The sequence below is a fragment of the Kitasatospora sp. NPDC005748 genome (assembly GCF_040630735.1).
Lineage (GTDB): Bacteria > Actinomycetota > Actinomycetes > Streptomycetales > Streptomycetaceae > Kitasatospora.
Map to the genome: position 1 here is coordinate 64846 of NZ_JBEXYD010000017.1, position 25501 is coordinate 90346.

Here is a 25501-nt window from a genome sequence, read left to right on the forward strand (position 1 = left end):
TCGCCGCCCACCCGAGGGGGCGATTCGCTGCGGCGGCGCCCGGGCTCGTAGGAGGTCCGCAGGTGAGGGATCATGGAGTGCCGGTGCTCAATGGTGAGACCGACCGTTGCCACCGCCCCGCTGCGAGGAGCCACCCATGCCCGCCCGAATCGTCCTGGTCCGCCACGGCGAGACCGAGTGGTCGGCCACCGGCCGCCACACCGGCCGGACCGACATCCCGCTGACCGAGGAGGGCCGCGCGATGGCCCGGGCGCTCGGCGCCCGCCTGGCCGAGGCCCCCTGGAACGGCCTGCCGGACGCCCTCGTCTACACCAGCCCGCTCGGCCGCGCCAAGGAGACCTGCGCCCTGGCGGGGTTCGGCGACCGTGCCGTGGACCGGCCGGAGCTGCTGGAGTGGGACTACGGCCAGTACGAGGGCCGGACCGGCCCGGACATCCGCGCCACCGACCACCCCGGCTGGCTGATCTGGCGGGACGGCGTGCCCGGCGGCGAGAAGCTGTCCGAGGTCGCCGCCCGGGTGGACGGCTTCCTCGCCGGCCTCAACGACGAGCACGGCGTGCCGGACGAGGCGACCACGGTCATGCACGGCGCCGACCGCGACGTGGTGCTCTTCGCGCACGGCCACCTGCTGCGCATCCTGACCGCCCGCTGGCTCGGGCTGCCGCCCGAGTACGCCCAGCGCTTCAAGCTCGGGACGGCGGCGCTCTGCGTGCTGTCCTGGGAGTACGGCGCACCGGCGGTCGAGGTCTGGAACGACCTCAGCCACCTGGAGGGCCTGCAGCACTGACCGGCCGCCGCGCCCCGCGTCCGACGGCCGGTCAGGGGCGGGGCGCGGCCGCGGTGCCGGCGAGCGCCGGCCCCGGCCGCTCAGGCGGCCGCCGCGAGGTCGTACTCGGTCAGGAACCGGCCGACCTCCGGCACCGTCCGGTGCGGGCGCAGCCGCTCGGCGGTGTCCGCCAGCATGCTGCGGATCCGGGCCGAGCGGACCTCGCCGAACAGGGCCACGGCGGCCGTGCCGTGGCCGGCGGCGCCGGCCACGTCCCCCCGGCCGAGGCGGTCGTGCGCCAGCTCGGCGGTGTACAGCACGCGGTTGCGCACGAAGTGCGGCTCCTGGAGGGCTATGGCCAGCCCCGCCTGTTCGCTGGCCCGGTCCCAGTCGCCGAGCGCGGACCAGCACTGGGACTGCAGCCCGGCGATCTCGGCCTCGCCGAAGAAGGACATCCACTCGGGGTCGGCCTCGGAGGGGCCGCGGTCGAACAGGATGTACGCCCGGCCGAGCGCCCGTTCGCAGGCGGCCCGGTCCTGCAGCAGCGCCCAGCCGCCGGCCTCGCGCATGGCCAGCAGGGAGAGCAGCCGGTCGGAGTCCAGCTGCCGGGCGGCGGCCTGCCCGGCCTGGGCGGCGCGGAGCGCCTCGCGGGGGCGTCCGGCGTCCCGGGCGAGGAAGGCGCTGTTGCAGAACACGTGCGCCTCCAGGGCGGAGTCGCCCGCCATCCGGGCGGTGGCGAGCGCCTCGGCGTAGAGCGACCGGGCGTCCGCCAAGCGGTTCGAGTCGTGCGCCAGCCAGCCCACCGAGATCGCGAGTTCGCCGGCACCGGCCTGAAGTCTTCGCTCCGTCTCGGCGCTGTACTCGCCCTCGTTGAGCAGCACGTAGGCGGTGCGCAGCGACTGCCCGGCCAACTCGAACAGGGCGTCGGCGCCGTACACGTCGTCGGCCAGCCGGATGTCCCGGACGGCCTGCTCGACGTCGAGCACCTCCGCGGCGCCGATCCGGCGGGGCGGGGGCACCGGCCCGGGGCGGCCCGGGACGAAGCCGGTGCCCCGCTCGGGGTCGAACAGGCCCGGGGCGGCGCCGAGTCGGGCCGTCTCCTCGGCCCCGGGTGTGCCCGGGGCGGCGCGGTCGGCGGCCCAGGCCGGCCGGTCGATGCCGATCACGGTGGCCAGCGCGGCCGGGCCGCCGGCCAGGAACGTACGGCGACGCACGTCGTCGTTCTCCTCGTCGAAATGGTGCGGTCCATCGGGCCCCCGGAGTGACGCCGGGGACCTCGGCGACGCAGGTCCGTCCGGTGGGGGTGGTTCCGCGTACGGCGAGGCAGCGTACGGGAGTTGGATGGAGTGCGGCGAGCGCGGGGCGGGCAGGGGCGGGAACTGCGGGTGGAGCCGGGGTGGTGCGGAGCCCGCGCCGCCGTCCGCCGGGCGGCGGCGGACGGAGATGCGGGGGGCGAAGCCGAGGTCGGCCAGCGAGCGGTCCGGCCACATGTGCCGGAAGACCCGCTCGTAGGCGTAGTTGGGGCAGCGGATCTCGCCCGCCTCGACCCGCCCTACGTAGCGGGCGTCGCAGGAGACGTGCTCGCCGATCTCGCGGGCGGCCCGTCGTACGGCCATCGCGAACTCGCCCGGCGAACGGTCGCCGCGCAGTGCGCGCATCACGGTGTTGGGTGACGGGCGGTTCGGCTCGGCCGGTGGGGTGGCTGCCATGGTGCGCTCCGTGGTCGTGCGGGGTGCTGGTGCGAAGTGGGGCGGTTCCGGAGGGTGTCGGTCCTGGGTACGGTGGTTCGGCCCGGTGGTGGTGCCGTGCGGCCGGTCGGCCGACCGGGGCCCGCTCGGTCGCGTGGACTCCGCTCGGCCGCGGGTGGGCCCGGTGGGGTCGGCCACGGGTGGGCCCGGTGGGGCTGGATGGGCCCGGGCTCGCAACCGACAGTACCCGGAGTCACCGATTGGACACAGCGCGTTTGTGGATGATGTGCTGTCAATTGCGGTCAAACCGGGCGCTGTTGCCTGGATCTGCCATGAAATGCCATGCCTTGCTGTAAGGCGCCCCGTGGCCTCGACCGTGTCCCCGGCGTTGTCCTGTTACGTGGAAGCCCCGGTCGTCGCCCAGGCCCACCGCCCGCAGTGGCGGCCCCCGCCCCGGAGCAGCGGCACTTCCGATCGGACGAGGTGACAGGAGAGCCCGTGATGGCCATCGGAGTACCGCAGTACCACCGCCTGGTCGCCGGAGGGGTGCTGGCGGCCGCCGCCCCCGCCCTGCTGCCCGAGGCGGCCGACGACCGCGGCCCGGGCCGCGGGCCCCTGGAGGGCGGCCGGGCCCCGTGCGGCGGCGGCAGCGGGCCGGCCCGCCGGCTCGGCTCGGAGGGCGGTGTGGTGATCACCGGATGCGACACCGTCACGGTGGCGCTGCGGCACGGCCTGGAGACGGTCGACATCCTGCGGCTGCGCCGGGCCTGCGGTGCGGCGCTGCAGAGCCGCAACGGCAGCACGGTCTCCTTCTTCGTCCCGGCCGGCACCTCCGAGACGTGGCACCTGCCCGGCAGCTCGTGTACCGCCGGCGCCCTGCTCCTGCCCGCCACCGATCCGCGCTGGGTGATGCCACCGGTCGGAGCGGACTTCACCGCCCGCCCCACCGACGCCTGGGTCCTGCGTTCGGCGCTCTGCGAGGCCGCCTGCACCCTGACCGCCGGCGGCCTCGGACCGTTCTGAGACCCCTTCCGAGGCCCGTCCGGAAGGCCCGCACCGAACGGTGCCGTCCATGCTGCCCGGGCCGCGGAGACACGTCGTGCCCGTCGTCGGGCGGGGCCACCCGGACCGCTTCCGGACCGGCCACCCCCTCTCCTCCTTCCGCCGGTTCCTCGCTGAGCTGCGGAGACCTTCGGCACGACGGCGATAATGGCCGGTATGGGACGAAGCAGCAGGGCCGGCCGCGGCACGGACAAGGCCCGTACCGACAAGGCCCGTACCGACAAGGGCCGTATGGCGGCGGAGCCGCAGTCGGCGGTCACCGGCCCCGGCGGCCGCACGCACGCCCAGGGGGCGCTCACCCGTCCCGTCGACTCCGGGCTGGCCGAACTCCGCCCGGACCGTGACCGTTCCGCCGCCTGGTCGCTGCTGATCGACGGCGCCCCGCAGTCGATGGTCGACCTCGCCGACCCGACCCACCTGGGCTTCGAGTACCAGCGCCGGCTCGGCCACCTGATCGACCTGGTCGCCCCGCCCGGCCGGCCGGTCACCGTCCTGCACCTCGGCGGCGGCGCCCTCACCCTGGCCCGCTACGTCGCGGCCACCCGCCCGCGCTCCCGCCAGCAGGTCGCCGAGATCGACACCGCGCTCACCGAACTCGTCCGGACCGAACTTCCGCTGGAACGCGGCTGGCAGATCAAGGTCCGCGGCGCGGACGCCCGCAGCGTCCTGGAGCGGACCCCCGAGGGCACCGTCGACCTGGTGATCGCCGACGTCTTCTCCGGCGCCCGCGTCCCGGCCCACTGCACCACCGTCGAGTTCACCGCACTGGCCGCCCGCGCGCTCGCCCCGGGCGGCTGGTACGCCGTGAACATCGCCGACGGGTCGGCCCTGTCCTTCGCCCGCTCGCAGATCGCCACCCTCGGTGCGGTCTTCCCGGAGCTCTGCCTGGTCGCGGACCCCGCCGTGCTGCGCGGGAAGCGGTTCGGGAACCTGATCCTGGCCGCCGCGCACATGTCCCTCCCGATCGCCGAACTGAGCCGCAAGGTGGCCTCGGACGCCGCCCTCGGCCGGGTCGAACACGGCCGCGCACTGGCCGACTTCGCCGCCGGTGCGGCGCCCGCCACCGACGTCACCGCCGCCCCCTCCCCGGCCCCGCCGCCGGAGGTCTTCCGGTAGACGTCGGGGTGCGCCCGGCCTGCGCCGCCCGGCTCTCGTCCACCCGTCTCCCGCCCCGCCCCTCTCCGGGGGGTCGGCGGGAGCCTGGAGGCAGGCCCTGGACGCCTGCGCGCCTCAGCGCCCGGGCGCCCTGGGGGAGCCTTCCCCAACAGCGAGGGCGACGCCCGGGCGGCGGACCTCGTCGGGCGCCGGTCGGGCCTGGGCGCGCACGGGCCGGCTCAGTGCCCGCGCGGCAGCCCCCGGTGCTTGCACATCGCGGCACCGGTGAGCAGCAACCCGGCCGCGATGGGCGCCAGGACGGCTGTCCCGGTGCCGGAGAGGCCGTGCCCGGCGAACTCGGCGGCCGTGCCGGTCGCGACCGGGCTCTCGTGTGGCGCGGGCCGGTCGGCGACGGTGGTCCGGGCACTCTCGCCGCCGCCTGCCCCGGGGTGTCCCGCGGTCTGCGCCCGACGGTCGGCGGCTTCGCGGTCGGGCGGCGGCACGGCGGGGCCGTGCGACCCGGTGGCCCTCGGGGCGGACGGCCCGGCCGGAGCGGCGCCGCCCCCCGTCCGACCGGGTTCGGCGGCCGGCTCGCCGGTGTCGGCGTCCCGGGAGGCGCGGGTCTCGGCGGAGCGGGTCTGGGCCGGCACGGCGGCGAGCAGTCCGGAGGCGATCGCGAAGGCGTCCGGGACGGAGGCCCGCTGACCGGGCAGCGGCAGGTCGCCCGCTCTGATCCGGTCCTGGAGCAGGCCGCCGACGGGTGCGGCTGCGGCGCTGAGAGCAGGCACGGGCACGGCCGCGGTGGCCGGTTCGGCGAGCCGGCCGAGGACGCCGGGCGACGCCGCCTGCCCGGGCGCCGCCCGGCCCGGGCCCGGCTGCCCGGCGGGTGCCAGGTCGGCGGACGGCTGCTCGGCGGAGGGTCGGTGGGCGGCTGCCTGCCCGCTGGGCGCCGGACCGGGGGAGTGCGGCGCCGCGCCCTGACCGGCCGCGCCCACGGGGTGCCCGGCTGACCCCCCGTCGAGGACCGGGCCGCCGTCCAGCGTCCGGCCGACGGTGCGGCTGACGGGCTCCGGCAGCGGCCCGGCCGCCGCCGCGTAGGCGCCGGCCGCTCCCAGGCCCCAGAGCTGTGCGAGGAGCGCCCCGCCCGCGGCGACGACACGCGGGCGGGGCAGCCACCGGCCGCCGGGGCGCCGGGCGGCACCGACGGCGCGTCGGACGGGTTCCGGGGCCTTGGTCGCGTGATTGGCTCGCACGTGAGTTGAGAACGAGTGAACGGGCCGTGAGGTCACGGGCGTCGTCACGGACAGTCATCACGCGGACCAGGTCTCATCGGCTCGCCGGCCCCGCCGACGGACCCGGTGACCGGGCCAGGGCTCCTGCGGGGATCAGGAGTTGGGGCGCAGCGTCCAGATGACGGTCATGATGCCGGTCACGGCGCCGTCGGCACGGGTGATCTCGACGGTGACGGGGAACTCGGGCCGCTCGCCCTTGTCGAGCTCGGCGACGATGTCCGCGGCCGGACGGCCCAGCACCGCGGTGGCGGTGACGGTGCCCATGGCCAGCTTCTTGTAGGAGATCTCGGCGCTCACCGCGAGCGGCACGGCCCGCGAGAGCTGGTCACCGAAGGCGCCCAGCACGATGCAGCCGCTCGCCGACTCGGCGAGGGTGAACATCGCGCCGGCGTGCGGGCCGCCGACGTGGTTGTGGTACTCGGGCTGGTCCGGCAGCCGGAGGACGGCACGCTCCGGCGTCGTCTCCAGGTACTCCAGCTTGAGGGTGCGTGCCATCGGCACGGTCGAGTCGAGGAGCTGGCCGATCGAAGGTGTGGTCATGGCAGCAATGTTACTAGTCGGTAGCTTCTGGCGGCAGACCTCCCGGAGGGGAAACCGCGGGAACCGGGAGGAGGCGGGAGGCCGTGGGAACGCGAAAACGCCTGAGGGGCCGATCTCTTGAAGAGATCGGCCCCTCAGGCTCTGGGGTGAGTGACGGGACTTGAACCCGATTTGTTACAAAGGCTTGACCTGCACTGATCCCCTGAGCAGGCAGATTGGCCCGAACGCCAGCCGCTCTCAGTAGCTCTCAGTCGCCTTCAGCGGCCCCCTGTGCTGACACGTCAGCACGGGCGGGGGCGTACGGGTGGGCCGCCCTGCACTCACGCGCCGGACCCCCTCTGCTGGAGGCGGAGGGGGTCCGGTTCTACCCCGCCCTCCACCTGGGGGTGGTTGTGGCGGGGAGCCATAGGGAGGCGCGCGAACTGTATATCGAACGTGCGTTCGCGCTAGGGGGGCTGCTAAGAATGATCGACTGTCGTGCGTGTCCTGTCTAGATCTGCGTTAACGCAGATCAGCGGCGCTCTCTACGGTGGTGCGCAATGCCTCGCACGCCGTAGCCAAGGACCACCAGCCCATGCCGCCCGCGCCCTACCAGCGCGTAGCCGCTGAGATCCGCCGCAGGATCTCCAGCGGCGAATGGGCACCGGGACGTCAACTCCCGTCCCAATCAGCGTTAGCAGCCGAACTCAAGGTGACCATCGCCGAGGCGAGACGAGGCATGGCTGTCCTCCGAACGGCTGGCGAGATCGAGGGAAGAGCCCGAACGCGGCTCTTCGTGGCGCATCCTCCTGCTGTGCGTACTCTCCTCGACCCCGATGGAGCCTGGCCCTACCCCCGCGGGGAGGGGGCCACCGGCAGCTGCCGAGCAGACGCCGACCTTGCTGGCCGGCTCGACCTGCCCGAGCGAACCCGGCTTCGCTGGCACCGCGAGGAGATGCTCGACCCAGACCTCAGGCCCAGCCACCTCGTCACCACCTGGTGGGCTGGAGAACGCGCCAGGGCCTGGCACGAGTGCCGCGCGGACGCACAGCTACACCACCTGACAGGCCCCGAAGCAGATCAGCTCGGCCTGCCTCAAGGCGTGCCCGCCTGGCTGATCCAGCGCACCCGGTACGCAGCCTCCGGCCGGCCGGTCGAGACGGCAGACATGGTGCTTCCTGCTGACCGGTGGCGGGTGAGGCTGCGATAGCCCTGGCCGGCGCACCGCCGTACGCCGACCAGGGAGCTCAGGAGACGTCGTCCCGGCGGTCCGGGTGGTGCCAGGACTGGTGTCCGCGCATCCAGATCCGCACGTCCACGGCTGCCGAGTAGTCGAACCGTTTCGAGGCGTCGGCGTGCTGCCGCGCCAGCTCGGCGCAGGTGCGGCACCTGCCGCGAGGAGCGGGCATCACTCCGGGGTCGTCGCGCACGACGGGGCGCCCGCCAGCGGCGCTCACGCGGCACCGCCAGCTGCGGCGCCGCGGGTCGACTGGTAGCCGGCCAGATTGCTTTGGCGCGCGATCCACCCGCGGGCGCCGCCCTCGATGCCGAAGCGCAGCTCGGCATCGTCTTCCGTATCGCGGACCAGGAGGTCGGTCGTCGTGTCCCGAACGGCCCACAGGCCCGGGCACCGGCTGGTCCCCGGGAGCTGCTCCGGGACGTACCGGTCGCCTATGCGTTGCTGCGGCGAACGCGCGCCGGGCCGGGACACCCGCATCACCACTCGGGCCCCATGCCGCAGGTCCAGCGTCCAGTCCATGCTTCCCTCAACGGCCAGCGCGGTCAGGACCGCCGGAGTGTCCCCGCAGAGCTGCCGGCGCATCGCCTCATGCTGGGTCTCGCAGAGGTCGAGCTCGACCACGATCCGCCACAGTCGGCGAAGTCCCTCTTCCTGCGTCAGAGTCTGCGAGGGCAGCCTCCCCGGGACCTCGATTACCAGGTCAGTGCTCACTGTCGGTTCCCTCCTCAGGTGGCGTGCAGCCGTCAGCGCACGCGACGACCGCCCAGCCGAGCGGGGCGCCCGCGGTGCCGGTGTAGACGTGGCCGGCCGGGACGAGCGGCTTGGGGTGGTCGGTGCCGGCGATGCACGCCCGCCCGTGCAGCTGCTCGCTGGTGACCTCGATCTTCACCGGCGGCCCCTGCACTGGTCGGTACTCGACTGTCGTCGTGGCCTGCACGCTCGTCGTCATGGGGGAATAGTCGTCGCCCGATCGCGTCATCTCGATATGCAGAGCTATATGCCTGACATATCGTCAAGGAATGACTGCGACGTCACCATGGGTAGATCCGCGCCTCCGCGCTGCCTGGGCCAGAGGAGACTGGGCCGCTGTCCTGCGGGAGTACCGCCGGGCCGCTGGCATCTCTCAGAGCACCCTCGCTGGCCTCGTCGGACTCTCGCAGTCCGACGTCTCCCTCATCGAGCGAGAGCGGCGAATCGTCAAGGAGATCCGCGTCATCGAGCGACTGACCGAGGGACTGAGAGTGCCGGCCGAACTACTGAACTTGCGCGCGTCGACGGCGTCGGGCTGGGCGCCCGACCCCGAGCTGACCGAGCGCATCGCCCGGGCACACACGACCGGGCGGACCGACACGCGGAGCGCAGACTGGATCGCCCGAGTCCTCGCCGAGCACCGGCGGGCCGAGGACGACGGCAGCGGCGCAGGCCTCTGGCCCGTGGTCCGCAGCCAGCTCGACACGGTCACGCACCTCATCCCCGGCGCGTCCGGGCCCACGGCCGACCGCCTGCTGCTGCTGTCCGCCGAGCACGCCCACTGGCTCAGCTGGGTAGCACACGGCGAGGGGCAGCACGGGGCGGCACTCGCGTGGCTCGGCCTCGCACAGGGCTGGGCCCTGGACGCCGGCAGTGCCGACATGGCGTCCTGGATCACCCGGGTGAGGGCCTACTACCAGCTCGGCGCTGGCGATCCCGTACGGGCCCTACGCACGGCCGAAGCGGCCATAGGAACACCAGGTGACCTGTCGCCCAGCGCGGCCTCGATTGCCGCGCACACGGCGTCAATGGCCGCCGCCGGGGCCGGGGACCGGGACCTCGCGCATCGCCTCGCGGATCAGGCGTACGATGCCGCGCTCCGGGCTCCAGACGAGGGCGACCGTCCGGGGTGGCTGTACTGGCTCTCCCCGACCCGGGCCCGGCTTCTGCTGGGCGAGGCGGCCTACGCGGCCAGGGACTGGCGCCGGGCCGCCGACGCCCTCGGCGAGGGGCTCGACGACCTGGAGATCGGCTACCCGCGCGACGCCGCGTTCTACCGGATGCGGCTGGAGGATGCTCGCCTCCGGTCGTAGGGCCTAGGCCCTAGGCGTCGCGGACCTTCAGGATGATCAGGTCGTCCGGGCTCCGCAGCAGCTCCCACGCGTCGGGGTCGGTCCGGCGGAGCTCGTCGCGCAAGGCCTTGTGGATGGTGCCGATCGCTGGGCCGTAGGGCGGCTCCGGGTGCGGGTCGACTACCGTGACTCGGAGTGTCCGCCGCTCGGGAGACTGGTGACCTGTGCAGGTCTCGGGCTCGGCGAGATAGAACTGGATGTCGTAGACGAACGTGGTGGCGGTCGCGTCGCTCATGCCGTCGAGTGTACGGACGTCGTGACAGCGCGTCAGCGTCTTGTGCCTCTCGTACGATGGCGGCATGCCGTTGCCGCTGCCCGACGACCTGCTGCCCCTGCATGTCGCCGTCGTTCAGGCCGACCGCGGGATGACCGAGGCCCGGCTGGCCGGCGGGGATGTCGATGCCGCCCGCGATGTGTACGTCCAGGCGGCGCTCGCCCTGCGCGCGCACCCCATCTGGGAGCAGGCCCGCACCGCAGCCGAGCCCTGCTACGCGCAGACCTGGCAAGCCTCGCTCGACCGGGCGAAGGCCGCGCTCGCCGAGCAGCCGGCCGCAGCGTAGGCGCTACCAGGTGAGGCCAGCGGCACGGAGCTCGGCCACCAGCGCGAGCGCGGCATCCGCGCTCTCGGTGGTCATGACCTGATGCACCGCAGCGTCGACCCGCTCGCGCACCTCCGGGTCGAGGTCGCGCGCCATGTTCCACAGCTCCCCGAGGCGCATCGCGGTCGCCGGAGACAGCAGCGGCGCGTCGGCGGCCGGGGCGTCGTGGCGGATGACGACGGCTGTCGCATCGTCGCGGTAGCCCTCCGGGTTCGGCTCGGCAGCCGCCACCAGCGCGTCGGCCAGCGCCTGCGAATCGCCCTCGTGCTCGCGCACCAGCGCCTCGATCACGTCGCGCTGGACCTGGTCGTGCACGCCGTCGCTGGTCAGCACCAACAGCCCGCCGGCGGCCACCCAGACGTAGGGGACGGTGGCGGGCACCGCGATACCCAGCGTCACGCCGACGAAGTCCGCCAGGGCGGTTACGGGGACGTCCGCCCCTGCGGCCCGGCCCAGGTAGGCGGCCATGTTGTGGTCGGTCGTCAGCTGCTGGAGGGCCTCGCCGTCCCAGCGCCAGGCCCGGCAATCGCCCGCCCAGACCACCTCGGCGCCGCTGCCGTCCTTGCGGATCACCGAGAGGACGCCGACCGCGTCCGGGCCCGGGTCGGCCACCAGCAGCCCGGCCGACAGCAGCCCGGCGAGGGCGCCTCGTCCGGCTCCGACTCGGGCGGCGGTCTCGGCGAGCATCGGGGCCAGGCGCACAATGTCCGGGTCGTGCCCCATGCCGTCGACCAGGGCGACGGCGGTGTGGCCGGTGGCGTCGGAGACGTAGGTGGCGGCGGCGTCGGCGATGGGCCCGGCGGTGCCCTCGCGGCGGGCGATTCCGATGGCGGCAGTGGTCATGCCGCCATGATGCCCACCGCTACCGTCGGGGCGGGCCGGAATGCGAGAAGCGCCCCACCCTCCCGAAGGACGGCGGGGTATTGGCGCACAGGGATTACAGCCTTGCGCTGTACAGCGATGCGCTGTAGTCTCCGGTTATCGCCAAGGGAGGCCCACGATGAACACCGCGACGGCAGCTGCACTCGCAGGACGGACCCGCGCAACCATTCGCATCTGGTGCTCCAAGGGTGTCATCGCCGCCGTCAAGCAGTCCGGGCGCTGGAGCATCAACGCCGCTTCGCTCGCCGACCGCATCGCCCTCCCCTCCCGCCTCCGGCCCGCCCAGGAGCCCTGCATGGACCTCACCGCCACCTACACCCACACCTACGCCGGCGCCACGGAGCCCACCATCATCACCCCGGTGATCAAGACCAACATCCGCCGTGGCGTCGCCGTCACCAGTGTCACCGGCCTTGCACCGCTCCTCGCCGATCACCTTGCCACCATCGACGAGCGCAACCGCCTCCACACCCTTGAGGCCCTGCGTACCGCCCGCATCGTCATCGCCGACAGTGCTGTCGAGGACGAGCCCACCGGAACGAGCCAGGCAATCAGCTGGGCGGACTACGGTCGTCTCACCACGACCTACGACTCCACCGTAGGTCTGCCCGCCTCCGTCGTCCTCGACCTCGCCGCCCGCATCCGCGCCGCCCTCTGAAACCCGGAAGGCCACCCCGCCATGCCAACCCCTGTCACGCTCCTGCTCCGTACCGACGCCAAGCACGTCCGCGCCGACGGCGAAGTGATCTGGACCACCGCCCAGCCGGACACGGTCGACCTCGACGCTCTCACCCCTCGCGCCCGCGCCCTCTCCGAGGCGGTCACCCAACTGCCCGGCGGCCGCAAGGGCGCTGGGGAGATCCTCTGCCTGCACACCAGCAAGACGCGCGGCGACCTGACCCCCAATGCGGAGGTATGGCTGTCCACGGAACAGGCGGCCGAGCCCGCCCGTCAGCACTGGTCCGCCTGGGACAGGTACCCCGCCGATTCCGAGATGCCAGCCGCCGAGTACCTGGAGCGTCAGGCCAGGAAGATTCCGCCGGAGTGGAGCATCGTCGCCGGGCGGTCGATCGCGACCCCGGATGCAGCTCCGGTGCCGTCCGTGCGGGCTGGTGCTGCCGATGACAGGCTGACCGTCCGGGGCGTGGTTGACCGGCTCGCCCGCAAGCATGGCCGTCACATCGGCCCCGGGACGTGGCGGTCCTACGTGGCACGCGGGCAGGCCCCTGCGCGCGTTGGCAGCGTCGGCCGGGAGAGCCTTTGGGATCCGGCCGAGGTCGACGAATGGGCCAACAAGGCCAAGGCATGACGAAGCGCCCCCGCCCGGACTTCCGGGCGGGGGCGTGGTCGTTCACTGGGGATCGTCGGGAGGGTGGTCGGGCCGGTCGCGCTGGGCATCGGTGATCAGCCGGCTTCGCTGAACCATCGCTACGGCGAGGATGACCTGCAGCGCTGTCCGGCCGTACCGCAGTGCAGCTGCAGCGGGCCCCGTCGGCCAGATGCTCACCAGCACCGTGTACAGGCCCAGCAGGCCGACAGCCACGGTCACCGCCATGATGTGACGCCCTATCCGTGTCAGCCGCCAGCGTGCTTTCAACTGGTACGTCACGGCTGCATACCCTGCGGCTGCGGCCATCAGCACACTCGACGACCAGTTCGCCCACTGATCGGGGCCCATATCGATCATCCGTGGCCTCCTTCCAGCGCTGCGGCGATCCTCTCCGCGAAGTGGTTCTGGTGCCGGCACTCCCGCAACGAGGCAGCCGTCTCGGCTACCTCAACGGCCCGGGCCCGCCCTTCCTCACACGCCTGCTCCGCACGGCGCAGAGCCTCCACCGCCTCGCGCTGCCCAGGTGTGGGTCGAGGGTGCTGGCGGACCAGCGACACCCTGCTACGCCTGCGGAGCCAGGCCGGGATCCAGGACATCGCTCACCCCCTCGACCGTGACCTTGGGGCTCGGCAGGGCGCGCATCAAATGCTCGGTCGTCCGGGCGACCTCCAGCAGCTCGCGAACACTGTCCTGGTCGAGATGCCGGGCCTCCTCGCTCGTAGCGTGCGCTGCCTTCCACGAGTCCCGTTCCGCACGGAGCTCAGCGAGCTGGGCGTCCCGGTCCGCCCGCACGTCCTCCAGGACGGACCGGGGCACCAGTCGGCCGACGAGGATCAGCATCACGACCGCGGACAGGATCGCCGCCGCACCACCCTGCACGACCAGGCCGGACGTCAGATCACCCACCGTACGGATCGGCAGGGACGGCGCTCAGCGCCGGCAGTGGCACCTTCGCCGGGACCGGAGCTGTCACCTGAGTGCGCGTCCACATCGCCACCGCGGCGGTCGCGACGAGCATGGTGGCGGCCTGCTGCTCGGTCGTCCAGTGGAACCCGAAGCCGATCACCAGGCTGCCCACGGCCTGTATCAGGCCGAGGACCGCGGCACCGAGCCCGTCATGGACGATGACCGCGATGACGATCGCCACGACCATCGCCGCCGCACCGTTGATGCCCGCCTGCTGGCCGGTGGTCAGGTCGATGCCGAAGCCAGGCAGCGCGTTGACGAGAGCGGCCACGAGAGCGAGGAGCAGGGCCGGCTCACGGCCGAAGATGCGAGGCATGGTCAGGACTCCTTCGGGGCCGGGGTGCCAGCGGTCGTGAGGTGGACCTCGATGCCCGCGATGGCGGCCTTGATCTGGGCGATCAGCGCGTCGGCGTCGACCGGCGTCCCGGCGGTGACCTGGTGGGCTAGCGCGGTGATGGCAGCGGACTGGGCGCCCAGCAGGGCCTTCAGCTCGGCGAACTGTTGGGCCACCGACCGGTCCGAGACGTCCTTCCCGGCGACGTACCAGTACGCCTCCAGGTCGCCGTCCTTGGTCCAGTCGTCCCGCAGCCTGGGCAGCTTGTGATCCCAGACTCGCTGAGGGATCTCGTCCAGGAGCTCGACCATGGACGGGCCGCCCTCCTCGTAGCGGCGTACCGCCACGGCGATGTCGGCCAGGACCTCCTGGCTCGTGAGCACCCCGCGGATGCGGGCCAGGTCGGCGTCGGTCAAGGGCATGTCGTCCTCCTCGGACGGGGTGGGCGCCGGCGTGGGCGCGGGAGTGGTCGTGGTGGGGCGGGGAGCGCCGGCCTCTACCCAGGCGTAGAGCGGGCCACCCGGACAGGATGTGGCGTAGCCGTCGCGGTGGCCCTTGATCTCCTGGCCGGCGCCGTGGGCGCGCAGGAGTTCGATGCCGTCGCGGATCGCTCCGAGCATGGCGGCGGTCGGCTGGGTCAGCCCGGAGTCGCCGACCAGGCCGACGATCGCGTAGTGCGCGCGGTTCAGGTCCTGGTTGCCGTTGGCGCCGGTGCGACGCCCGATGCCGCGGCCCTCCAGCAGGTAGCCGTGAGGGCAGGCCGCGTAGTTGTAGGCGACGTCCGAGTAGTTCTCGGCCGTGTTGGCGAGGTGGGAGGCGCGGATGTTCTGCCACTCGCGCAGGCACGCCCCGTGGTCGGAGAGCAGGCTGACGGAGACCGGGGTGCCCTCATAGTGGACCTTCACGCCGAGGGTCGTGGCCTGGAGTGGTGCGGCGGAGGCGGGCCAGCCGAGGTCCGCGCGGGTGACGAGCTTCATGGGGATCCTCAGGGGGCGGGGGGTGTGGTCGGCTCGGGCAGCAGGGTGGCGAGCCACTCCAGGTGGCCGAGCGCCTCGGCGGCGGCCTGCTCGACGGCCGTCTTCACGAGCAGCGGCTCCGGCTCCCAGCTGGTGCCGGTGTAGGCGGCCAGGGTGACGACGGAGAGCTGGGCGGTCATGGTGTAATCGGGGCTCATGACCGTGATGGAGGCGGTGATGGTCGGGCTGTCGCGGCGGCCGGGCTCGGCGTCGGCGACCGTGACAGCGACGGGCAGGCCCTGCTCGATCACCATCTCCGTCGCGCGGCCCATGTAGTCGAGGGGCAGCCCCCACGGCTCGTTCGGGTCGATGATCACGATGACTCCCTAGGATTGGCGGGCCCACAAGCCCTTGTTCCAGACGGTGCAGGTGCCGGTGCCAGCAGTCCGCTGGACCTGCAGCAGCAGAGTCCCGGCCTGGCCGAAGGTCAGCCCGTGAGCGACCGGGTCGACGGTGAAGCTGGCGGCCGCGTCGGTGGCGGACGCGGTGAGGGTGGGGCCGAGCTGGACGGGGGTGCCGCCGGTGTCGAGCATCAGCCGGGCCTGGCAGGTAGTACTGGCAGGCGCGGTCAGGCTGAACTCGGCGAACACCACCGGGTGCTGAACCTGCCAGGTGCCCCGGTAGAGAGTGGTCCAGGACGCGGAAGTGAACGTCAGGGCGGACGCCACCGGCACCGGGATCCAGGGCCGGGCCAGGCCCCACGCGGTCGTGTCGTCCTTCAGGACGGCGTTGCCCGCGGTGTCGTAGACGGTGACCGACTGCGGGGCGGCGGAGGCGGTGGCGACGGAGAAGGCCAGACTGCCGTCCGTGCGGTAGAAGCGGGCCTCCCGCTGGACGCCGTTCTGGCCGAGGAGGAACTGATCCCCCGCGCCGGACGCCTTGAGGACGCGCAGGGCCCGGCTCGCTCCGACGATCACGTCCGCGCTGGTGGCCGTGTTCTGCGCCGGCCGTGTCTGCGCGCGGCCCGCGATCTCCCGCAGCTGGTCCTCGACCCACCGCATCCAGTCGCCGAGATCCTGCTGCTGGGCGGGCATCAGGCCACCTCCAGGAACAGGTCCGTGGTCTGCGCTCGGCCGCGCTCCGCCGGGCTGACCTTGAGGCCGACCACGCGGTAGCGGGCGTCCAGGCCGTCGTAGTGCCAGGTGTCCGTGATCCTCAGCCGCACATACGAGCCGAGCTGCGGCCGGTCCCCGCCGGTGTACGACACCGATGGCACCGCCACCGGCCGCACGGCCCGGGCGAGGTCGCCGGCCGCGTGCTGGTCGAGGACGTCCTGCGTCTCCACCGTGGAGTAGTCGCTCGTGCCGTCCAGGCGGGGCCAGCCAGCCGACCAGTCCGAGGGCGTGGTCAGCAGGGCCGACATGAGTGGCACCTGCTCGGCGCCCATGTCCGTGCCCGTCGACGCGCCCCTCGATTGCCAGGAGTTGGCCATCGCCGTCGCGTCCTCCGGCAGCGAGTAGGTGGTGACCGGGCCCGGCGAGTCGAGGACCATGTCGGCGCCCCCGACGGTCAGCATGGGGTAGCCCAGGCGCAGGGACCGGTGCCGGACGCCGGCCGAGTCGGCCCACACCTGGATCCGCCACTCGAAGCCCTGCTGGGTGGCGGCGAGCTGGTCGAGGGCGTTGCCGATCCACGGCAGGTCGTAGCGGGAGTACGAGCGGTCCCGGAGCACCCCGGAGAGAGAGGCGTCCAACTCGACGCCGAGGTTGCCGCCGGCCTGCGCCTGCGCGTAGGTGATCAGCTGCCGGGCGATGTCGAACTGGTCGGCGCCGACGGCCACCAGGTCCGCGAGCAGCAGCCGGTGGGAGCGGAAGTATCCCTCCAGCCCGCCGGCCTGGATCGCGCACGAGTAGAAACCGCGGGCGTCCCGCTGGCGGGTGCGGGTCCACAGCACCCCCGACCAGGCAAGCTGCCCGTCCTCCATCAGGTGCAGCATGGTCCTGCCGGGCAGTGCCGTCTCCCGGATCCGCTGGGCCATCGCCGACGACGACACCGGCAGAGTCCCGCTCAGCGAGCCGGTCTTGCCGATGTAGTCGTCCCAGGACACGCCGCTGATCGGCAGGACCTCCAGGCGCGTGTCCGTCATCAGGTCGCAGACGAGGAGCTGGTAGGCCATCAGGCCACCCGGCGGAAACGAATCCAGCTGCCGGCCTGCATGGTGCTCGGCGAGCCGGGCCGGCTGGTGCCCTGGGAGAAGCGCAGTTGCACGGTGCCGCCGGTGCCCGCGGTGACGAGGCGGCCGCCGGGCCGTGCGGCGACGGGGACGGCGAACGTTCCGAGGGGGCGGCTGGTGTCGGCGTGGTCGGTGGTGACGACGTCCATGTTGTAGGCGTCGTTGACCGGCGACCCGAAGCGGGCCCAGGTCATGGTCGCGCCGGCGGGGATGCTGAAGCACACCACCAGGTCGGAGCTGGAGGCTGGGGCGGCGCCGGCGTACCAGAGCCAGCCGTCGAACTCGTAGGTGGCGTTCGCCGCCACGGTGACGAACAGCTGGGAGTCGTTGACCAGCGTCGTCGACGGTGCATCCTGGGCGGTGGTCTTGTAGGCGCTGACGGTCCCGCCGACACCGGTGACGACCAGCCCGCCGGCGAGGGTCGCGATGCCCGCGGCGGTGCGGGACAGGGACACGTCGCCGAGGGACAGCAGCCCGGAGTTGCCGAGCCGAACTGCGGCCTCCCAGGCGGAGCCCGAGTAGCGCTCCAGGATGCCCGCTGCCCCGCCCGCGTCCCGCCACTGGCCCGCGTACGAGCCTGCTGCGGCGCCCGGGGTGATGCCGCCGACCGGGACCGTGTAGACCCGCTGGTCCGTCAAGGCCGAGACCCAGTTGATCGGCGAGCCCGAGGAGGCGTTGGCCGGGACCGCGATGTCCCACAGTCGCAGGTAGGCGGTGTACCCGGTCGGCGCCGTCGGCGCGGTAGGGGAAGCGGCCGCGGTGCCCTGCTGGTAGACGATCGCGGCCTGCCGCACACCGGACGTGTCGTAGTCCTGGTCGCCGACCACCAGCCACACCGTGTCGATGCGGGGCAACGAGGCGTGCCCGTTCGGGACGGTGATCGCGGTGGCGGCGTCGACCACGACCGGGTAGGCGCCCTGAGCGGACGTGCCCTGCACCACGGCCCGGCCCGGCGCCACCGAGCCGGTCATCGCCGAGCCCGTCAGCAGCAGCGGCGTACCCCCGGGGATGACACCGGAGCGCACGGTCGTGCTGCCCGTCGGGGTCATCGTCACGGTGGCCAGCCGGATCGCTGCCCTGGTCAGTCCGGTCAGCGCGTTCCAGGCGGCGGTCACAGCCATGGGAGGCCTCCTGTCACATGTAGGCGGAGCGCCACCGGACGGTGGCCTGCGCGGCGGGATCGGTGGACGACGGGTCGGCGCGGAAGTTGATGACGGACTGGCCGGGCGGGATGGTGAACAGGCCCTCGGGCACGGACCGGTTGGTGGCGGTACTGATGCGGGACTGGCCGCCGAGGGTGACCGTGCCTGCCCACGTGTCCACCACCAGGACGTCCGTGGCGCCGAGAGTGATCGCGTACTCCAGTCGCACCGAGCCGAGGGTGACCGTCGGCGTGACCACCGGGCCCCGCAGTTCGATCACCGGATGCGCGGCGGTGTCACCCGCGTTGACCACCAGCAGGTCGCCGGTCGCCCCGGGAGTCCCGAAGTTCAGCCCGGACTCCGGGGTGCCGAAGGAGAGGCCGGTCTCTGTTGGCGTGCCGAAGGAGAGGCCGGTCTCGACGGTCGGCAGGACCGCTGACGCCGACTGCTCGGCCACGTCGTAGCGGCGCGGGTCAGAGGCCTCCCACAGCAGGGTGACCAGCGGATTGCCGAGCACCCCGGCCGTGGTGGTGGCTACGGCCCGGCGGGTGATGCGCGCGTTCACCAGGAGCTTTTGGCCGGCCAGCTGGACGACTAGCGGCTGTTCGTCCTGGCGGATGGTGGTGGCGGTCATGAGTGCCCGCCGGATGGCCGGCCAGTTCGCGGGGTCTGCAGTCACCTGCATGGTGCAGGTGATGCTGCGGGCCTGTGCGAGGAGCTGCCCGGGCAGGGCTCCGATCTGCTGGGCTCGCAGGCTCGACCCGGAGTCGACTCCCGGGAGGTCTTCCCAGCCGGGGATCTCGACGACGGAGTAGTCGGTGCCGTCGCCCCAGAGCTGGCCGGCCCACTGGATCTGCAGGTCGCCTGTGATGAGCTCGCCGGCCACGCCTCACCCCCTGCCCTTGGCGAGGACCATGAGGTCCATCGCGGTCTGTTGGGCGCCGCCGGACTCGGACTCGTAGTAGTTCTCCACGTACAGGGCCGAGCCCGCGCCAGCGGCCGTGTAGGCGCCGGATGCCGTGCTCGGGCCGGCCGCGGCGTAGGTCGGCGCCGGGGTGGGTGCGGGCGCGAGGCGGGACCAGGCCGCCGGCACCACGTCCGGGATGTTGACCAGGCCGGCCATGGTGCGGGCCAGGCTGGCGCGACCGCCCTCGATGCCCTCCTCGATGCCGGCGGGAATCCAGCGGCCGACCTCATCCCGCATCACACGCGACGGTGAATTGATGCCGAGGGCGGAGGCGATTGGCCCGGGGATGGCTGACTTGGCGAAGCCGACCAGCTTGTCCTTCAGCCAGCCGCCCATGTTGGAGATGCCGTTCCACAGGCCGCGGACGACGTCGCCGCCGGCGGACAGCAGCAGGTTGCCGAGGCTGCCGAGGGCGCTGAGGATCATCTGGGGGACGCCCTTGATCCACTCGACCGTGGCCGAGAAGCCCGCGACGGCGCCCTGCTTGATGCTCTCCCAGTGCTTGATCAACAACCCGATCGGGGTGAAGTTGAGGAAGGCGTTGTAGATCCAGCCCGGGACCTGCTTGACGAAGTCCAGGACCGCGTTCCAGCCGGCGACCGCCCCGTCCTTGATGGCCGACCAGTGCTTAATGATCAACCCGGGCAGGCTCCAGTTCAGGAAGAGCTGCCAGATGAAGTTCGCGACGTCCTTGATCAGGCCCCAGATGAAGTTCCAGGCGGCGATGGTCGCGTTCTTGACCGTGTCCCAGTTCAGGACGATCAAGGCGACCAGGCCGACGACCGCGGCGATGATCAGGCCGACTGGGCCCATCGCGATCAGCCACGCCGCAGCCATCTGCCCCGCCCGCAGCAGAGACTGCGCGCCCATCAGCACCCAGCCCGCCACCACCTCGGCGGCGGCCGCGGCCTGCAGAGCCATGCCCCAGACCGCCCGCGCCCCGGTCGCCACCCACGCGGCGACCTGCTGGGCGCCCGAGGCGACCGCGGAGGCGCCCGAGGCGATCCAGCCGCCCACCGTCTGATACGAGGCGGCCACCGACAGGGCAGCGTTGGTGACCGCAGAGCTGCCCGTGGTGAACCACGCGGCGACCTGCTGGGCCGCGCTGACCGTGGCCGCGATGCCGGCCTGGGTGTAGCTGACCGCGGTGGTGATGAGGACTGGCAGCAGCAGTGTGCCGATCGCGGCGGCCACGATGCCGATTGTGGTTCGGTTGTCGCCCAGCCAGCGGGCGGTGTCGATGAGCGCGGGGACGAACGTGCCGGTCAGCCAGGTGGCGACGGAGGCGACGGCGGGCACCAGGTGCTCGCCGAGCCAGACCGCGCCGTCACGGACCGCGGGCAGCAGGTTGTTCGCGAGCCAGCCGCCGGCCGTCAGCACGGCCGGGGCTACGTCGTTGGCCAGGATGTCAGCGACGTTGGAGACGACTGGGCCGAACTCGCTGCCCAGGAGGTTGGCTGCCTGGCTGGCCGCGGGCACCAGGTCGTCGCGGACGAACGTGCCGACCTTGGAAGCTGCCTCGCCGAGGTGGTCCTTGAGCCAGGTCGCGCCGCTGGCGGCGGCGGGGACCAGCCGGTCGGCGACCTCATGGGCGAAGCCCGCGGCCGCCGGGATGGCGCTGCCCCGGACCCAGTCGGCGGCCTCGCCGAACGCGGGGCCGAACGTGCTGGTGAGGAAGCTCGCGCCCTGCTGGAGAGCGGGCAGGACCTGCCCGCCGACGAACTGGACGACGCCCTGCTCCAGGCCCCGCTTGAACGCCTCGATCTTCGTGGCGGCGTTGTCCCGCAGGGCGTTGCCGGTGGCGTCGGCGGCGCCTGCCAGCGTGCCGAGCGAGGAGGCCGCGGTCTTGACGTTGAGAGAGAAGATCGCGGCGCCGAGGTCCTCGCCGGGGCCTCCGAACAGGTTCTGAATGACCTGGGCACGCTCGGCGGTGGCCGGCATCTGCCGCAGGGCGTCCAGGACGGTGCCCAGGGCAGCTGTCGCGCGGGGCCCGCCCGCGGCGACGTCGTCGGTGACCTTCGTGGCGTTGAGACCTGCCGCCTTGAACGCCTCGTCGATCGCCTTGCCGCCACCGGTGACCTTGAGGCTGAACTCCTTGATTGCGTCGGCGACGTTGTCGGTGCTGCGGGCACCGCCCTCAAGGCCCTGCCGCAGCAGGCCCATGGCAGTGGACCCGTCCAGGCCCATCGTCTTGAAGACCGGCGAGTACTCGCCGAACGTCTCCAGGACGTCCTGACCTCGGGCGTCGGTGCCGCGAAGGCCCGCCGCCACCAAGTCGAGGCCGGACTGGGCGTCCTTGGCCATGCCGTTGCGGATCAACTGGCCGACCGCGGTCGCAGTCTCGCCGAGGTCGACATCGAAGGCGGTCGACAGGTCGAGGACCTTGGTGGAGATCTGCTTGATCTGCGCTTCGGTAGCGCCCGGCGGCAGCAGGCCCGCGGACATGACCGAGCGGATCGCCTCGGTGCCCTGCTCGAAGCTCTCCGCCATGGTGCCGGAGAACAACTGGCCGGCGACACGGCCGTACTTGGCGGCGTCCGGGCCGGTCGCGCCGAGCTGGGCCTGGAGCTTGCCGGTGATCTGGCCCTGCTCGAGGACGTCACCCAGGCCCTTGACGAGGACGGCGCCGACGGCGGCCGCGGCGCCGGCCACGCCGATCGCGAGGCCCTTGGCCAGGCGCTTGGCGAACCCTTCGGACGCCTGGTCCCCGGACTCCGCGACGGGCCCGATGATCTGCTCGCGGATCTGGTTGCCGATGCCCTGGACGGAGGGGATGACCTGCAAAGTTGCGTAGCCGACCGTGGGCACAGGCCACCCCCTCGCTGGTGTCAGGTGATGTGGCCTGCTTCGACGGCCTGCCTGTGCGCGCGGGCCCGTTCGCGGGCGGCAGCACGCGAGGCCTCCCGCACGGCGGGATCACGGCGGGTGCCGGGGTGGCCGGGGCGCGGGTACGGGCCTGGCCGAGGCTGGTTCTTGTCGCCGCCGCGCTGCCAGTTCGCGGACGCCAGGACGTCCCAGAGGTCAGCGAGCATGTACTCGGTCTGTGACCAGATCGGCTGGTTGCTGAGGGCGGCCCGCAGCCGGGCAGTCGGAGGCAGGCCCCGGATCAGGACACCGAGCTCGCGCCAGGTCAGTTCGCCGGTGTACAGGTGGCGCAGGCGGACCCCGGGGTAGGTGCTGGCGAGGTCCGCCTCGATTGCCTCCCCGTGCTCCCTCAGGAGCCGTCGGAGGCCGGAGATTCCCCCGGCGCCATCCCGCAGTGCTCCTGGTAGGCCGTGAACAGGGCCTGGAGCTGGTACTGGGCGAGGGGCACGGCCCGGAAACGCTTCCACTGCTCGTCGCCGAGCGCGGTCCGGAAGACGCCGATCATCGCCTCGACGTCGCCACCCTCAGCAGCCTCCAGCAGGTCCCAGACGGACAGGCTCTGAACGTGGGCGAACTCCCACCGGCTGCCCGACCACTGGACGGTGAACGGCGTCAGATCGGCCTCGTAGCGGACGGCGTCGAGGTTGAAGTTGAACGGCTGGTTGTCGGGCCGGCGGGCGGCCTTGGTGTTGCTCATGCGCGGTGGACTCCTTCAGGGCGCGCGGTGGGTGGTGGTAACCGGGGCGGGCGGACCGCGCAGCTCGCCCGCCCCGGGGCTCGGTCAGGACACGGTGACCGCGCACGTGGCGGTCAGTCCCTGGTAGGTGGCAACGATGTTCGCGGTACCGGCGGCGACGCCGGTGACGTAGCCGTAGGCGACGGTGGCCTTCGCGGCGTTGCTGGTCGTCCACTTGCACTGCGGGTCGAACGTGACGTCCCGCGTGGTGGTGTCGGCGAGCGTGGCGGTGGCGGTGATCGCGCCGACCGCGCCGACGGCGAGGGCCTTGGTCGTCGGGCCGACGGCCAGGGAGACGACGGCCAGGCTGGACTGCTTGTCGAAGAGCACGCCCGCGGAGTCGGGGTAGATCACCGCGGCGAACGTCGACTTGCTGAGGTCGGTCTCGTTGACGTCGCGATCGCCGTCGAGGGTGATGACCGCGTAGTTGCGGGTGATCAGCCGTTCCGTCAGGCCGGTGGACGCGTCCCTCGTTTCGAACGCGATCTTCGTGTTGACGGGCTTCGGAACGACGATCTGGCTGCTGGACGAGCCCGGCCACAGCAGGGCCCTCGTGTAGGCGTTGTCCTCCAGCGCGCTGAAGGACTTCGTGAGCTTGAAGTTCTTGCGGCTGGTCCTGACGATGATGCCGCCCCAGGCGTAGTAGTCGGCGGTGTCCTCGTCGCGCGACTCAGGCATGCCGTCGTCGCCGTCGAGCAGGCCGATCAGGTTCCAGCCGGCCCCGAACGGGGTGTTGGCGTCGGTCGGGTTGGCGGTGGCCAGGCTTGAGGCGACCCAGACGTCGGCGTCCGTCCACAGCCTCGCGTTGCCGGTGTTTCCGGACATGCCGGATCTCCTTCTCTCAGGGGGTGATGGGGGTGGGCCGGACGGACGCCGACACCGTGAACGTGGACAGGTCGACTCCGGAGTCGGGGTCTGTGGCGGGGATCGGCCCGGTCAGCGGGCTCACCGTCCGCAGCACCGGGCCGCGGTGGGCGACGAGCAGGGCCCGGGTCAGCTGGGCGAGGTCATGGGCTTCGTCGGGGCCGGTGTGCCAGACGGTGACCCGCAGCGTGACGCGCGTGTCAGCCATCGACGGGTGCGGCCGGTCGGCGTCCAGCCGCACCATCACGTAGGGCAGGTGCGGATCTTCTGGGCTTCGACCGTCGGGTACGCGGGTGCCGACCAGTACCCCGACCACGTACGGTTCGGCCCGCCCGGTCAGGGCTGCCCGCAGGACCTCGGCGCCGGCGGCCTGGGCATCGGCGAAGACCACCGGCACAGACCAGCTCACCGCGTCTCCTTCACCTCGGCGCCGATCTGGCCGGCCGCCCTGGTGAGGATGCCGTCGCGCGCCTGCCAGCCCATCGCCCGCCGGTCCGCGACGGTCACTGACGCGGCCTCACGGTCGGTCGTGTAGGCGCGGACCTCGACCTTGTCCGGGACGGGGACCGCCGCCCGGACGTTGCCGGCGATGTTCTCGGCGGCGGCGTCGACCATCTGTTTGACCTCCGGGGAACGCAGCACCTCGCGCACTCCTGCGCTGTCCAGCCGGAATTCGGCGACGCCCACGGGGCCTCCTTCGGTTCAGCCGGTGGAGCGGCGCATCTGCCACTCGACGTGGTGCACGGCGCCAGTGAGCGGGTCCGGCCAGCGGCCGACCTCGCCCTGTACCTCGCACAGCAGCCCGTCGTGCTCGATACGGTCACCGGATCGGACGTCCGGGTCCGTACCGGGCGCGGAGAGAACCCGCCAGCCCGTAAGGACCGATGTGCGCTCGGCGGTGGTGCTCTCAGACTGGTAGACCGGTTGGACGGACAGCTGCTCGATGGTGGTGCGGGACACTGCGCCGGGGGCCCAGTCCGGCACGGTGTTCCCGCCTCGGTCCGTCGTCGTGCCCGCCCGGACACGTACGACGGACTGGTCCCAGATCACGCGTCGTCCCCCTTGCGGAGCCGGTGGGCCGCAACGGCCGCGGACCACTGCGAGGTGACACCGACGCTGGCCTGCGCGCCGAAGGTCACCGACTCTGAGCCGGCGGCGTAGGACTGCACGCCGGGCTGCACTCGGTACATGGAGCGGGCCTGGTCGATGACCGCCTCCTGGATGTCCTGGGGCACCTCGGCCCACCCGTGGTCGTAGGTGACGACCAGGCACCGCAGGCGACACGGCCACAGGCAGCCGATCCGGCGCAGGTAGCCGTCGGCGGACCACTCGTAGTCCGTGCCCTCCACCAGCGTCGTGCCGCTCAGGACGACGGAGGTGATGGCGGTGACGGGTGCGGCCGGGAGCAGGATCGCGTCCCGGCCGTTGCCGTCGAGGGTGATGATGTCGCCGGCCACCGCAGTGACCGGGTGGCGCACCGCGCCCCGAAAACGGCGGCTGGCGGCGGTGAGGGCGTTCAGCAGCAGCGGATCATCGGCAGGCTTGCCGAGCCAGATGGCGAGCTCCGCCGGGTCGGCGAGGAGCTCAGTCGTCGACACCCTCGCCACCCTTGTTGGTCGCCGCGGCGCGGGCCTTGTTGGCCGCCGTCGGTCGGCGCTTGCTCTCCGGCACCTCGACGAACGGCTCCGATGTGGTTTCGCCAGCCGGCGGCGTCTCGGGCCCGGCTTCGGGCTCCGGTCCGTCGAGGGGCACGCCGCCGAGGCGCTCGGCGTCGGCGGCGTTGAGCTTCATCACGGTCCGGGTGCCGTGCAGGGTGACCGTGTACTTCTTCAGTTGTCCGCCCACGGCGGCCTCCTGGATGGG

General features: G+C 72.7%; 34 protein-coding genes. 8 read left to right on the top strand and 26 right to left on the bottom strand.

Going from position 1 to position 25501, the window contains the following annotated elements; genetic code table 11:
• The first annotated feature begins 136 nt into the window (after window positions 1-136).
• Window positions 137-787: a histidine phosphatase family protein gene (locus tag ABZ495_RS15615; protein ID WP_329487761.1), complete on the top strand. Its 651-nt coding sequence runs from the start codon at window positions 137-139 to the stop codon at window positions 785-787.
• 80 nt (window positions 788-867) lie between these two features.
• Here ABZ495_RS15615 and ABZ495_RS15620 read toward each other — a convergent pair whose 3' ends face one another.
• On the bottom strand, window positions 868-2475 hold the full coding sequence (locus tag ABZ495_RS15620; protein WP_359836244.1) for a tetratricopeptide repeat protein: 1608 nt from the start codon (window positions 2473-2475) through the stop codon (window positions 868-870).
• A 480-nt stretch (window positions 2476-2955) separates the two neighbouring features.
• On the opposite strand from ABZ495_RS15620, the gene ABZ495_RS15625 reads away from it, so the two are divergent.
• Both ABZ495_RS15625 and ABZ495_RS15630 read left to right on the top strand, forming a co-directional pair.
• Window positions 2956-3477 carry a hypothetical protein gene (locus tag ABZ495_RS15625; protein WP_359836246.1) on the top strand — a complete coding sequence of 174 codons (522 nt, stop codon included), beginning with the start codon at window positions 2956-2958 and terminating at the stop codon, window positions 3475-3477.
• Between the two features lie 270 nt (window positions 3478-3747).
• Window positions 3748-4632 carry a fused MFS/spermidine synthase gene (locus ABZ495_RS15630; protein ID WP_359836419.1) on the top strand — a complete coding sequence of 295 codons (885 nt, stop codon included), beginning with the start codon at window positions 3748-3750 and terminating at the stop codon, window positions 4630-4632.
• Window positions 4633-4850: 218 nt separating this feature from the next.
• Here the strand turns inward: ABZ495_RS15630 and ABZ495_RS15635 are convergent, their stop codons facing one another.
• Window positions 4851-5864: a hypothetical protein gene (locus ABZ495_RS15635; protein ID WP_359836248.1), complete on the bottom strand. Its 1014-nt coding sequence runs from the start codon at window positions 5862-5864 to the stop codon at window positions 4851-4853.
• Between the two features lie 132 nt (window positions 5865-5996).
• Window positions 5997-6443, bottom strand: a complete 447-nt coding sequence (locus ABZ495_RS15640; RefSeq protein WP_329487756.1) for a DUF4442 domain-containing protein — start codon at window positions 6441-6443, stop codon at window positions 5997-5999.
• A gap of 574 nt (window positions 6444-7017) precedes the next feature.
• Here ABZ495_RS15640 and ABZ495_RS15645 point away from each other — a divergent pair.
• A complete protein-coding gene (locus ABZ495_RS15645) occupies window positions 7018-7632 on the top strand; it encodes a GntR family transcriptional regulator (protein ID WP_359836421.1) in 615 nt (204 codons plus the stop codon).
• Window positions 7633-7669: 37 nt separating this feature from the next.
• On the opposite strand, the gene ABZ495_RS15650 is transcribed toward ABZ495_RS15645, so the two are convergent.
• From ABZ495_RS15650 to ABZ495_RS15660, 3 genes are read right to left on the bottom strand one after another with little or no spacing between them, the layout of a single operon-like run.
• A complete protein-coding gene (locus tag ABZ495_RS15650; protein WP_359836250.1) occupies window positions 7670-7831 on the bottom strand; it encodes a hypothetical protein in 162 nt (53 codons plus the stop codon).
• A gap of 44 nt (window positions 7832-7875) precedes the next feature.
• Window positions 7876-8373 (bottom strand): hypothetical protein, encoded by a 498-nt coding sequence (locus ABZ495_RS15655; RefSeq protein ID WP_359836252.1) that lies wholly within the window; start codon window positions 8371-8373, stop codon window positions 7876-7878.
• Window positions 8363-8611 (bottom strand): hypothetical protein, encoded by a 249-nt coding sequence (locus ABZ495_RS15660; RefSeq protein ID WP_359836254.1) that lies wholly within the window; start codon window positions 8609-8611, stop codon window positions 8363-8365. Before ABZ495_RS15660 ends, ABZ495_RS15655 begins: the two co-directional genes overlap by 11 nt.
• Window positions 8612-8681: 70 nt before the next feature.
• Here ABZ495_RS15660 and ABZ495_RS15665 point away from each other — a divergent pair, with 70 nt between their 5' ends.
• Window positions 8682-9725, top strand: a complete 1044-nt coding sequence (locus ABZ495_RS15665) for a helix-turn-helix transcriptional regulator (RefSeq protein WP_359836255.1) — start codon at window positions 8682-8684, stop codon at window positions 9723-9725.
• 10 nt (window positions 9726-9735) lie between these two features.
• Here ABZ495_RS15665 and ABZ495_RS15670 read toward each other — a convergent pair whose 3' ends face one another.
• Window positions 9736-9999 (bottom strand): hypothetical protein, encoded by a 264-nt coding sequence (locus ABZ495_RS15670; protein ID WP_359836257.1) that lies wholly within the window; start codon window positions 9997-9999, stop codon window positions 9736-9738.
• Between the two features lie 64 nt (window positions 10000-10063).
• On the opposite strand from ABZ495_RS15670, the gene ABZ495_RS15675 reads away from it, so the two are divergent.
• Entirely contained in the window at window positions 10064-10324 is a 261-nt protein-coding gene (locus tag ABZ495_RS15675) for a hypothetical protein (protein WP_359836259.1), read from the top strand.
• A 3-nt stretch (window positions 10325-10327) separates the two neighbouring features.
• Here the strand turns inward: ABZ495_RS15675 and ABZ495_RS15680 are convergent, their stop codons facing one another.
• Complete coding sequence (locus tag ABZ495_RS15680; RefSeq protein ID WP_359836261.1) at window positions 10328-11206, bottom strand: hypothetical protein; 879 nt, start codon at window positions 11204-11206, stop codon at window positions 10328-10330.
• 157 nt (window positions 11207-11363) lie between these two features.
• Here ABZ495_RS15680 and ABZ495_RS15685 point away from each other — a divergent pair, with 157 nt between their 5' ends.
• Window positions 11364-11903 (top strand): hypothetical protein, encoded by a 540-nt coding sequence (locus ABZ495_RS15685; protein WP_359836263.1) that lies wholly within the window; start codon window positions 11364-11366, stop codon window positions 11901-11903.
• A gap of 21 nt (window positions 11904-11924) precedes the next feature.
• The gene (locus ABZ495_RS15690; protein ID WP_359836265.1) at window positions 11925-12554 is read left to right on the top strand and encodes a hypothetical protein; all 630 of its coding nucleotides are present in this window, start codon (window positions 11925-11927) and stop codon (window positions 12552-12554) included.
• 42 nt (window positions 12555-12596) lie between these two features.
• Here the strand turns inward: ABZ495_RS15690 and ABZ495_RS15695 are convergent, their stop codons facing one another.
• The 18 genes from ABZ495_RS15695 to ABZ495_RS15780 all read right to left on the bottom strand — a co-directional run bounded on the left by ABZ495_RS15695 (window position 12597) and on the right by ABZ495_RS15780 (window position 25483).
• Window positions 12597-12932: a hypothetical protein gene (locus tag ABZ495_RS15695; protein ID WP_359836267.1), complete on the bottom strand. Its 336-nt coding sequence runs from the start codon at window positions 12930-12932 to the stop codon at window positions 12597-12599.
• Window positions 12933-13136: 204 nt separating this feature from the next.
• On the bottom strand, window positions 13137-13481 hold the full coding sequence (locus ABZ495_RS15700; RefSeq protein ID WP_359836270.1) for a hypothetical protein: 345 nt from the start codon (window positions 13479-13481) through the stop codon (window positions 13137-13139).
• Window positions 13474-13857 (bottom strand): hypothetical protein, encoded by a 384-nt coding sequence (locus tag ABZ495_RS15705; RefSeq protein ID WP_359836272.1) that lies wholly within the window; start codon window positions 13855-13857, stop codon window positions 13474-13476. The genes ABZ495_RS15700 and ABZ495_RS15705 overlap by 8 nt, the downstream gene beginning before the upstream one ends.
• Before the next feature lie 2 nt (window positions 13858-13859).
• Window positions 13860-14852 (bottom strand): peptidoglycan recognition family protein, encoded by a 993-nt coding sequence (locus ABZ495_RS15710; RefSeq protein ID WP_359836274.1) that lies wholly within the window; start codon window positions 14850-14852, stop codon window positions 13860-13862.
• 8 nt (window positions 14853-14860) lie between these two features.
• Entirely contained in the window at window positions 14861-15208 is a 348-nt protein-coding gene (locus ABZ495_RS15715; RefSeq protein ID WP_359836276.1) for a hypothetical protein, read from the bottom strand.
• A gap of 9 nt (window positions 15209-15217) precedes the next feature.
• Window positions 15218-15925 carry a hypothetical protein gene (locus ABZ495_RS15720; RefSeq protein ID WP_359836278.1) on the bottom strand — a complete coding sequence of 236 codons (708 nt, stop codon included), beginning with the start codon at window positions 15923-15925 and terminating at the stop codon, window positions 15218-15220.
• The gene (locus ABZ495_RS15725) at window positions 15925-17007 is read right to left on the bottom strand and encodes a hypothetical protein (protein WP_359836279.1); all 1083 of its coding nucleotides are present in this window, start codon (window positions 17005-17007) and stop codon (window positions 15925-15927) included. Before ABZ495_RS15725 ends, ABZ495_RS15720 begins: the two co-directional genes overlap by 1 nt.
• Complete coding sequence (locus ABZ495_RS15730) at window positions 17007-18185, bottom strand: hypothetical protein (RefSeq protein WP_359836280.1); 1179 nt, start codon at window positions 18183-18185, stop codon at window positions 17007-17009. Before ABZ495_RS15730 ends, ABZ495_RS15725 begins: the two co-directional genes overlap by 1 nt.
• A 13-nt stretch (window positions 18186-18198) precedes the next feature.
• Window positions 18199-19092 carry a phage tail protein gene (locus ABZ495_RS15735; protein ID WP_359836282.1) on the bottom strand — a complete coding sequence of 298 codons (894 nt, stop codon included), beginning with the start codon at window positions 19090-19092 and terminating at the stop codon, window positions 18199-18201.
• Window positions 19093-19095: 3 nt separating this feature from the next.
• The gene (locus tag ABZ495_RS15740) at window positions 19096-21957 is read right to left on the bottom strand and encodes a phage tail tape measure protein (RefSeq protein WP_359836283.1); all 2862 of its coding nucleotides are present in this window, start codon (window positions 21955-21957) and stop codon (window positions 19096-19098) included.
• Window positions 21958-22001: 44 nt separating this feature from the next.
• Complete coding sequence (locus ABZ495_RS15745; protein WP_359836286.1) at window positions 22002-22205, bottom strand: hypothetical protein; 204 nt, start codon at window positions 22203-22205, stop codon at window positions 22002-22004.
• A 182-nt stretch (window positions 22206-22387) separates the two neighbouring features.
• Window positions 22388-22735 (bottom strand): hypothetical protein, encoded by a 348-nt coding sequence (locus ABZ495_RS15750; RefSeq protein ID WP_359836287.1) that lies wholly within the window; start codon window positions 22733-22735, stop codon window positions 22388-22390.
• A gap of 84 nt (window positions 22736-22819) precedes the next feature.
• Entirely contained in the window at window positions 22820-23599 is a 780-nt protein-coding gene (locus ABZ495_RS15755) for a hypothetical protein (RefSeq protein WP_359836289.1), read from the bottom strand.
• Between the two features lie 16 nt (window positions 23600-23615).
• Window positions 23616-24047, bottom strand: coding sequence for a hypothetical protein (locus ABZ495_RS15760; RefSeq protein WP_359836291.1), 432 nt, complete (start codon window positions 24045-24047; stop codon window positions 23616-23618).
• Window positions 24044-24325, bottom strand: a complete 282-nt coding sequence (locus ABZ495_RS15765) for a hypothetical protein (protein ID WP_359836293.1) — start codon at window positions 24323-24325, stop codon at window positions 24044-24046. The genes ABZ495_RS15760 and ABZ495_RS15765 overlap by 4 nt, the downstream gene beginning before the upstream one ends.
• Window positions 24326-24340: 15 nt before the next feature.
• On the bottom strand, window positions 24341-24688 hold the full coding sequence (locus ABZ495_RS15770) for a hypothetical protein (protein ID WP_359836295.1): 348 nt from the start codon (window positions 24686-24688) through the stop codon (window positions 24341-24343).
• Window positions 24685-25236, bottom strand: coding sequence for a mobile element protein (locus tag ABZ495_RS15775; RefSeq protein ID WP_359836296.1), 552 nt, complete (start codon window positions 25234-25236; stop codon window positions 24685-24687). Before ABZ495_RS15775 ends, ABZ495_RS15770 begins: the two co-directional genes overlap by 4 nt.
• Window positions 25223-25483 (bottom strand): hypothetical protein, encoded by a 261-nt coding sequence (locus ABZ495_RS15780; protein WP_359836298.1) that lies wholly within the window; start codon window positions 25481-25483, stop codon window positions 25223-25225. Before ABZ495_RS15780 ends, ABZ495_RS15775 begins: the two co-directional genes overlap by 14 nt.
• Window positions 25484-25501 lie beyond the last annotated feature (18 nt).

Excerpts from the sequence above, each read along its gene's own strand:
- ABZ495_RS15660 (WP_359836254.1), bottom strand. The coding sequence starts at position 8,611 with ATGACGACGAGCGTGCAGGCCACGACGACAGTCGAGTACCGACCAGTG.
- ABZ495_RS15695 (WP_359836267.1), bottom strand. The coding sequence starts at position 12,932 with ATGATCGATATGGGCCCCGATCAGTGGGCGAACTGGTCGTCGAGTGTG.
- ABZ495_RS15750 (WP_359836287.1), bottom strand. The coding sequence starts at position 22,735 with ATGAGCAACACCAAGGCCGCCCGCCGGCCCGACAACCAGCCGTTCAAC.
- ABZ495_RS15725 (WP_359836279.1), bottom strand. The coding sequence starts at position 17,007 with ATGGCCTACCAGCTCCTCGTCTGCGACCTGATGACGGACACGCGCCTG.
- ABZ495_RS15675 (WP_359836259.1), top strand. The coding sequence starts at position 10,064 with ATGCCGTTGCCGCTGCCCGACGACCTGCTGCCCCTGCATGTCGCCGTC.
- ABZ495_RS15670 (WP_359836257.1), bottom strand. The coding sequence starts at position 9,999 with ATGAGCGACGCGACCGCCACCACGTTCGTCTACGACATCCAGTTCTAT.
- ABZ495_RS15620 (WP_359836244.1), bottom strand. The coding sequence starts at position 2,475 with ATGGCAGCCACCCCACCGGCCGAGCCGAACCGCCCGTCACCCAACACC.
- ABZ495_RS15625 (WP_359836246.1), top strand. The coding sequence starts at position 2,956 with ATGGCCATCGGAGTACCGCAGTACCACCGCCTGGTCGCCGGAGGGGTG.
- ABZ495_RS15745 (WP_359836286.1), bottom strand. The coding sequence starts at position 22,205 with ATGCTCGCTGACCTCTGGGACGTCCTGGCGTCCGCGAACTGGCAGCGC.
- ABZ495_RS15685 (WP_359836263.1), top strand. The coding sequence starts at position 11,364 with ATGAACACCGCGACGGCAGCTGCACTCGCAGGACGGACCCGCGCAACC.
- ABZ495_RS15645 (WP_359836421.1), top strand. The coding sequence starts at position 7,018 with ATGCCGCCCGCGCCCTACCAGCGCGTAGCCGCTGAGATCCGCCGCAGG.
- ABZ495_RS15680 (WP_359836261.1), bottom strand. The coding sequence starts at position 11,206 with ATGACCACTGCCGCCATCGGAATCGCCCGCCGCGAGGGCACCGCCGGG.
- ABZ495_RS15690 (WP_359836265.1), top strand. The coding sequence starts at position 11,925 with ATGCCAACCCCTGTCACGCTCCTGCTCCGTACCGACGCCAAGCACGTC.
- ABZ495_RS15640 (WP_329487756.1), bottom strand. The coding sequence starts at position 6,443 with ATGACCACACCTTCGATCGGCCAGCTCCTCGACTCGACCGTGCCGATG.
- ABZ495_RS15615 (WP_329487761.1), top strand. The coding sequence starts at position 137 with ATGCCCGCCCGAATCGTCCTGGTCCGCCACGGCGAGACCGAGTGGTCG.
- ABZ495_RS15705 (WP_359836272.1), bottom strand. The coding sequence starts at position 13,857 with ATGCCTCGCATCTTCGGCCGTGAGCCGGCCCTGCTCCTCGCTCTCGTG.
- ABZ495_RS15665 (WP_359836255.1), top strand. The coding sequence starts at position 8,682 with ATGACTGCGACGTCACCATGGGTAGATCCGCGCCTCCGCGCTGCCTGG.
- ABZ495_RS15630 (WP_359836419.1), top strand. The coding sequence starts at position 3,748 with ATGGCGGCGGAGCCGCAGTCGGCGGTCACCGGCCCCGGCGGCCGCACG.
- ABZ495_RS15710 (WP_359836274.1), bottom strand. The coding sequence starts at position 14,852 with ATGAAGCTCGTCACCCGCGCGGACCTCGGCTGGCCCGCCTCCGCCGCA.
- ABZ495_RS15650 (WP_359836250.1), bottom strand. The coding sequence starts at position 7,831 with ATGCCCGCTCCTCGCGGCAGGTGCCGCACCTGCGCCGAGCTGGCGCGG.
- ABZ495_RS15755 (WP_359836289.1), bottom strand. The coding sequence starts at position 23,599 with ATGTCCGGAAACACCGGCAACGCGAGGCTGTGGACGGACGCCGACGTC.
- ABZ495_RS15730 (WP_359836280.1), bottom strand. The coding sequence starts at position 18,185 with ATGGCTGTGACCGCCGCCTGGAACGCGCTGACCGGACTGACCAGGGCA.
- ABZ495_RS15720 (WP_359836278.1), bottom strand. The coding sequence starts at position 15,925 with ATGCCCGCCCAGCAGCAGGATCTCGGCGACTGGATGCGGTGGGTCGAG.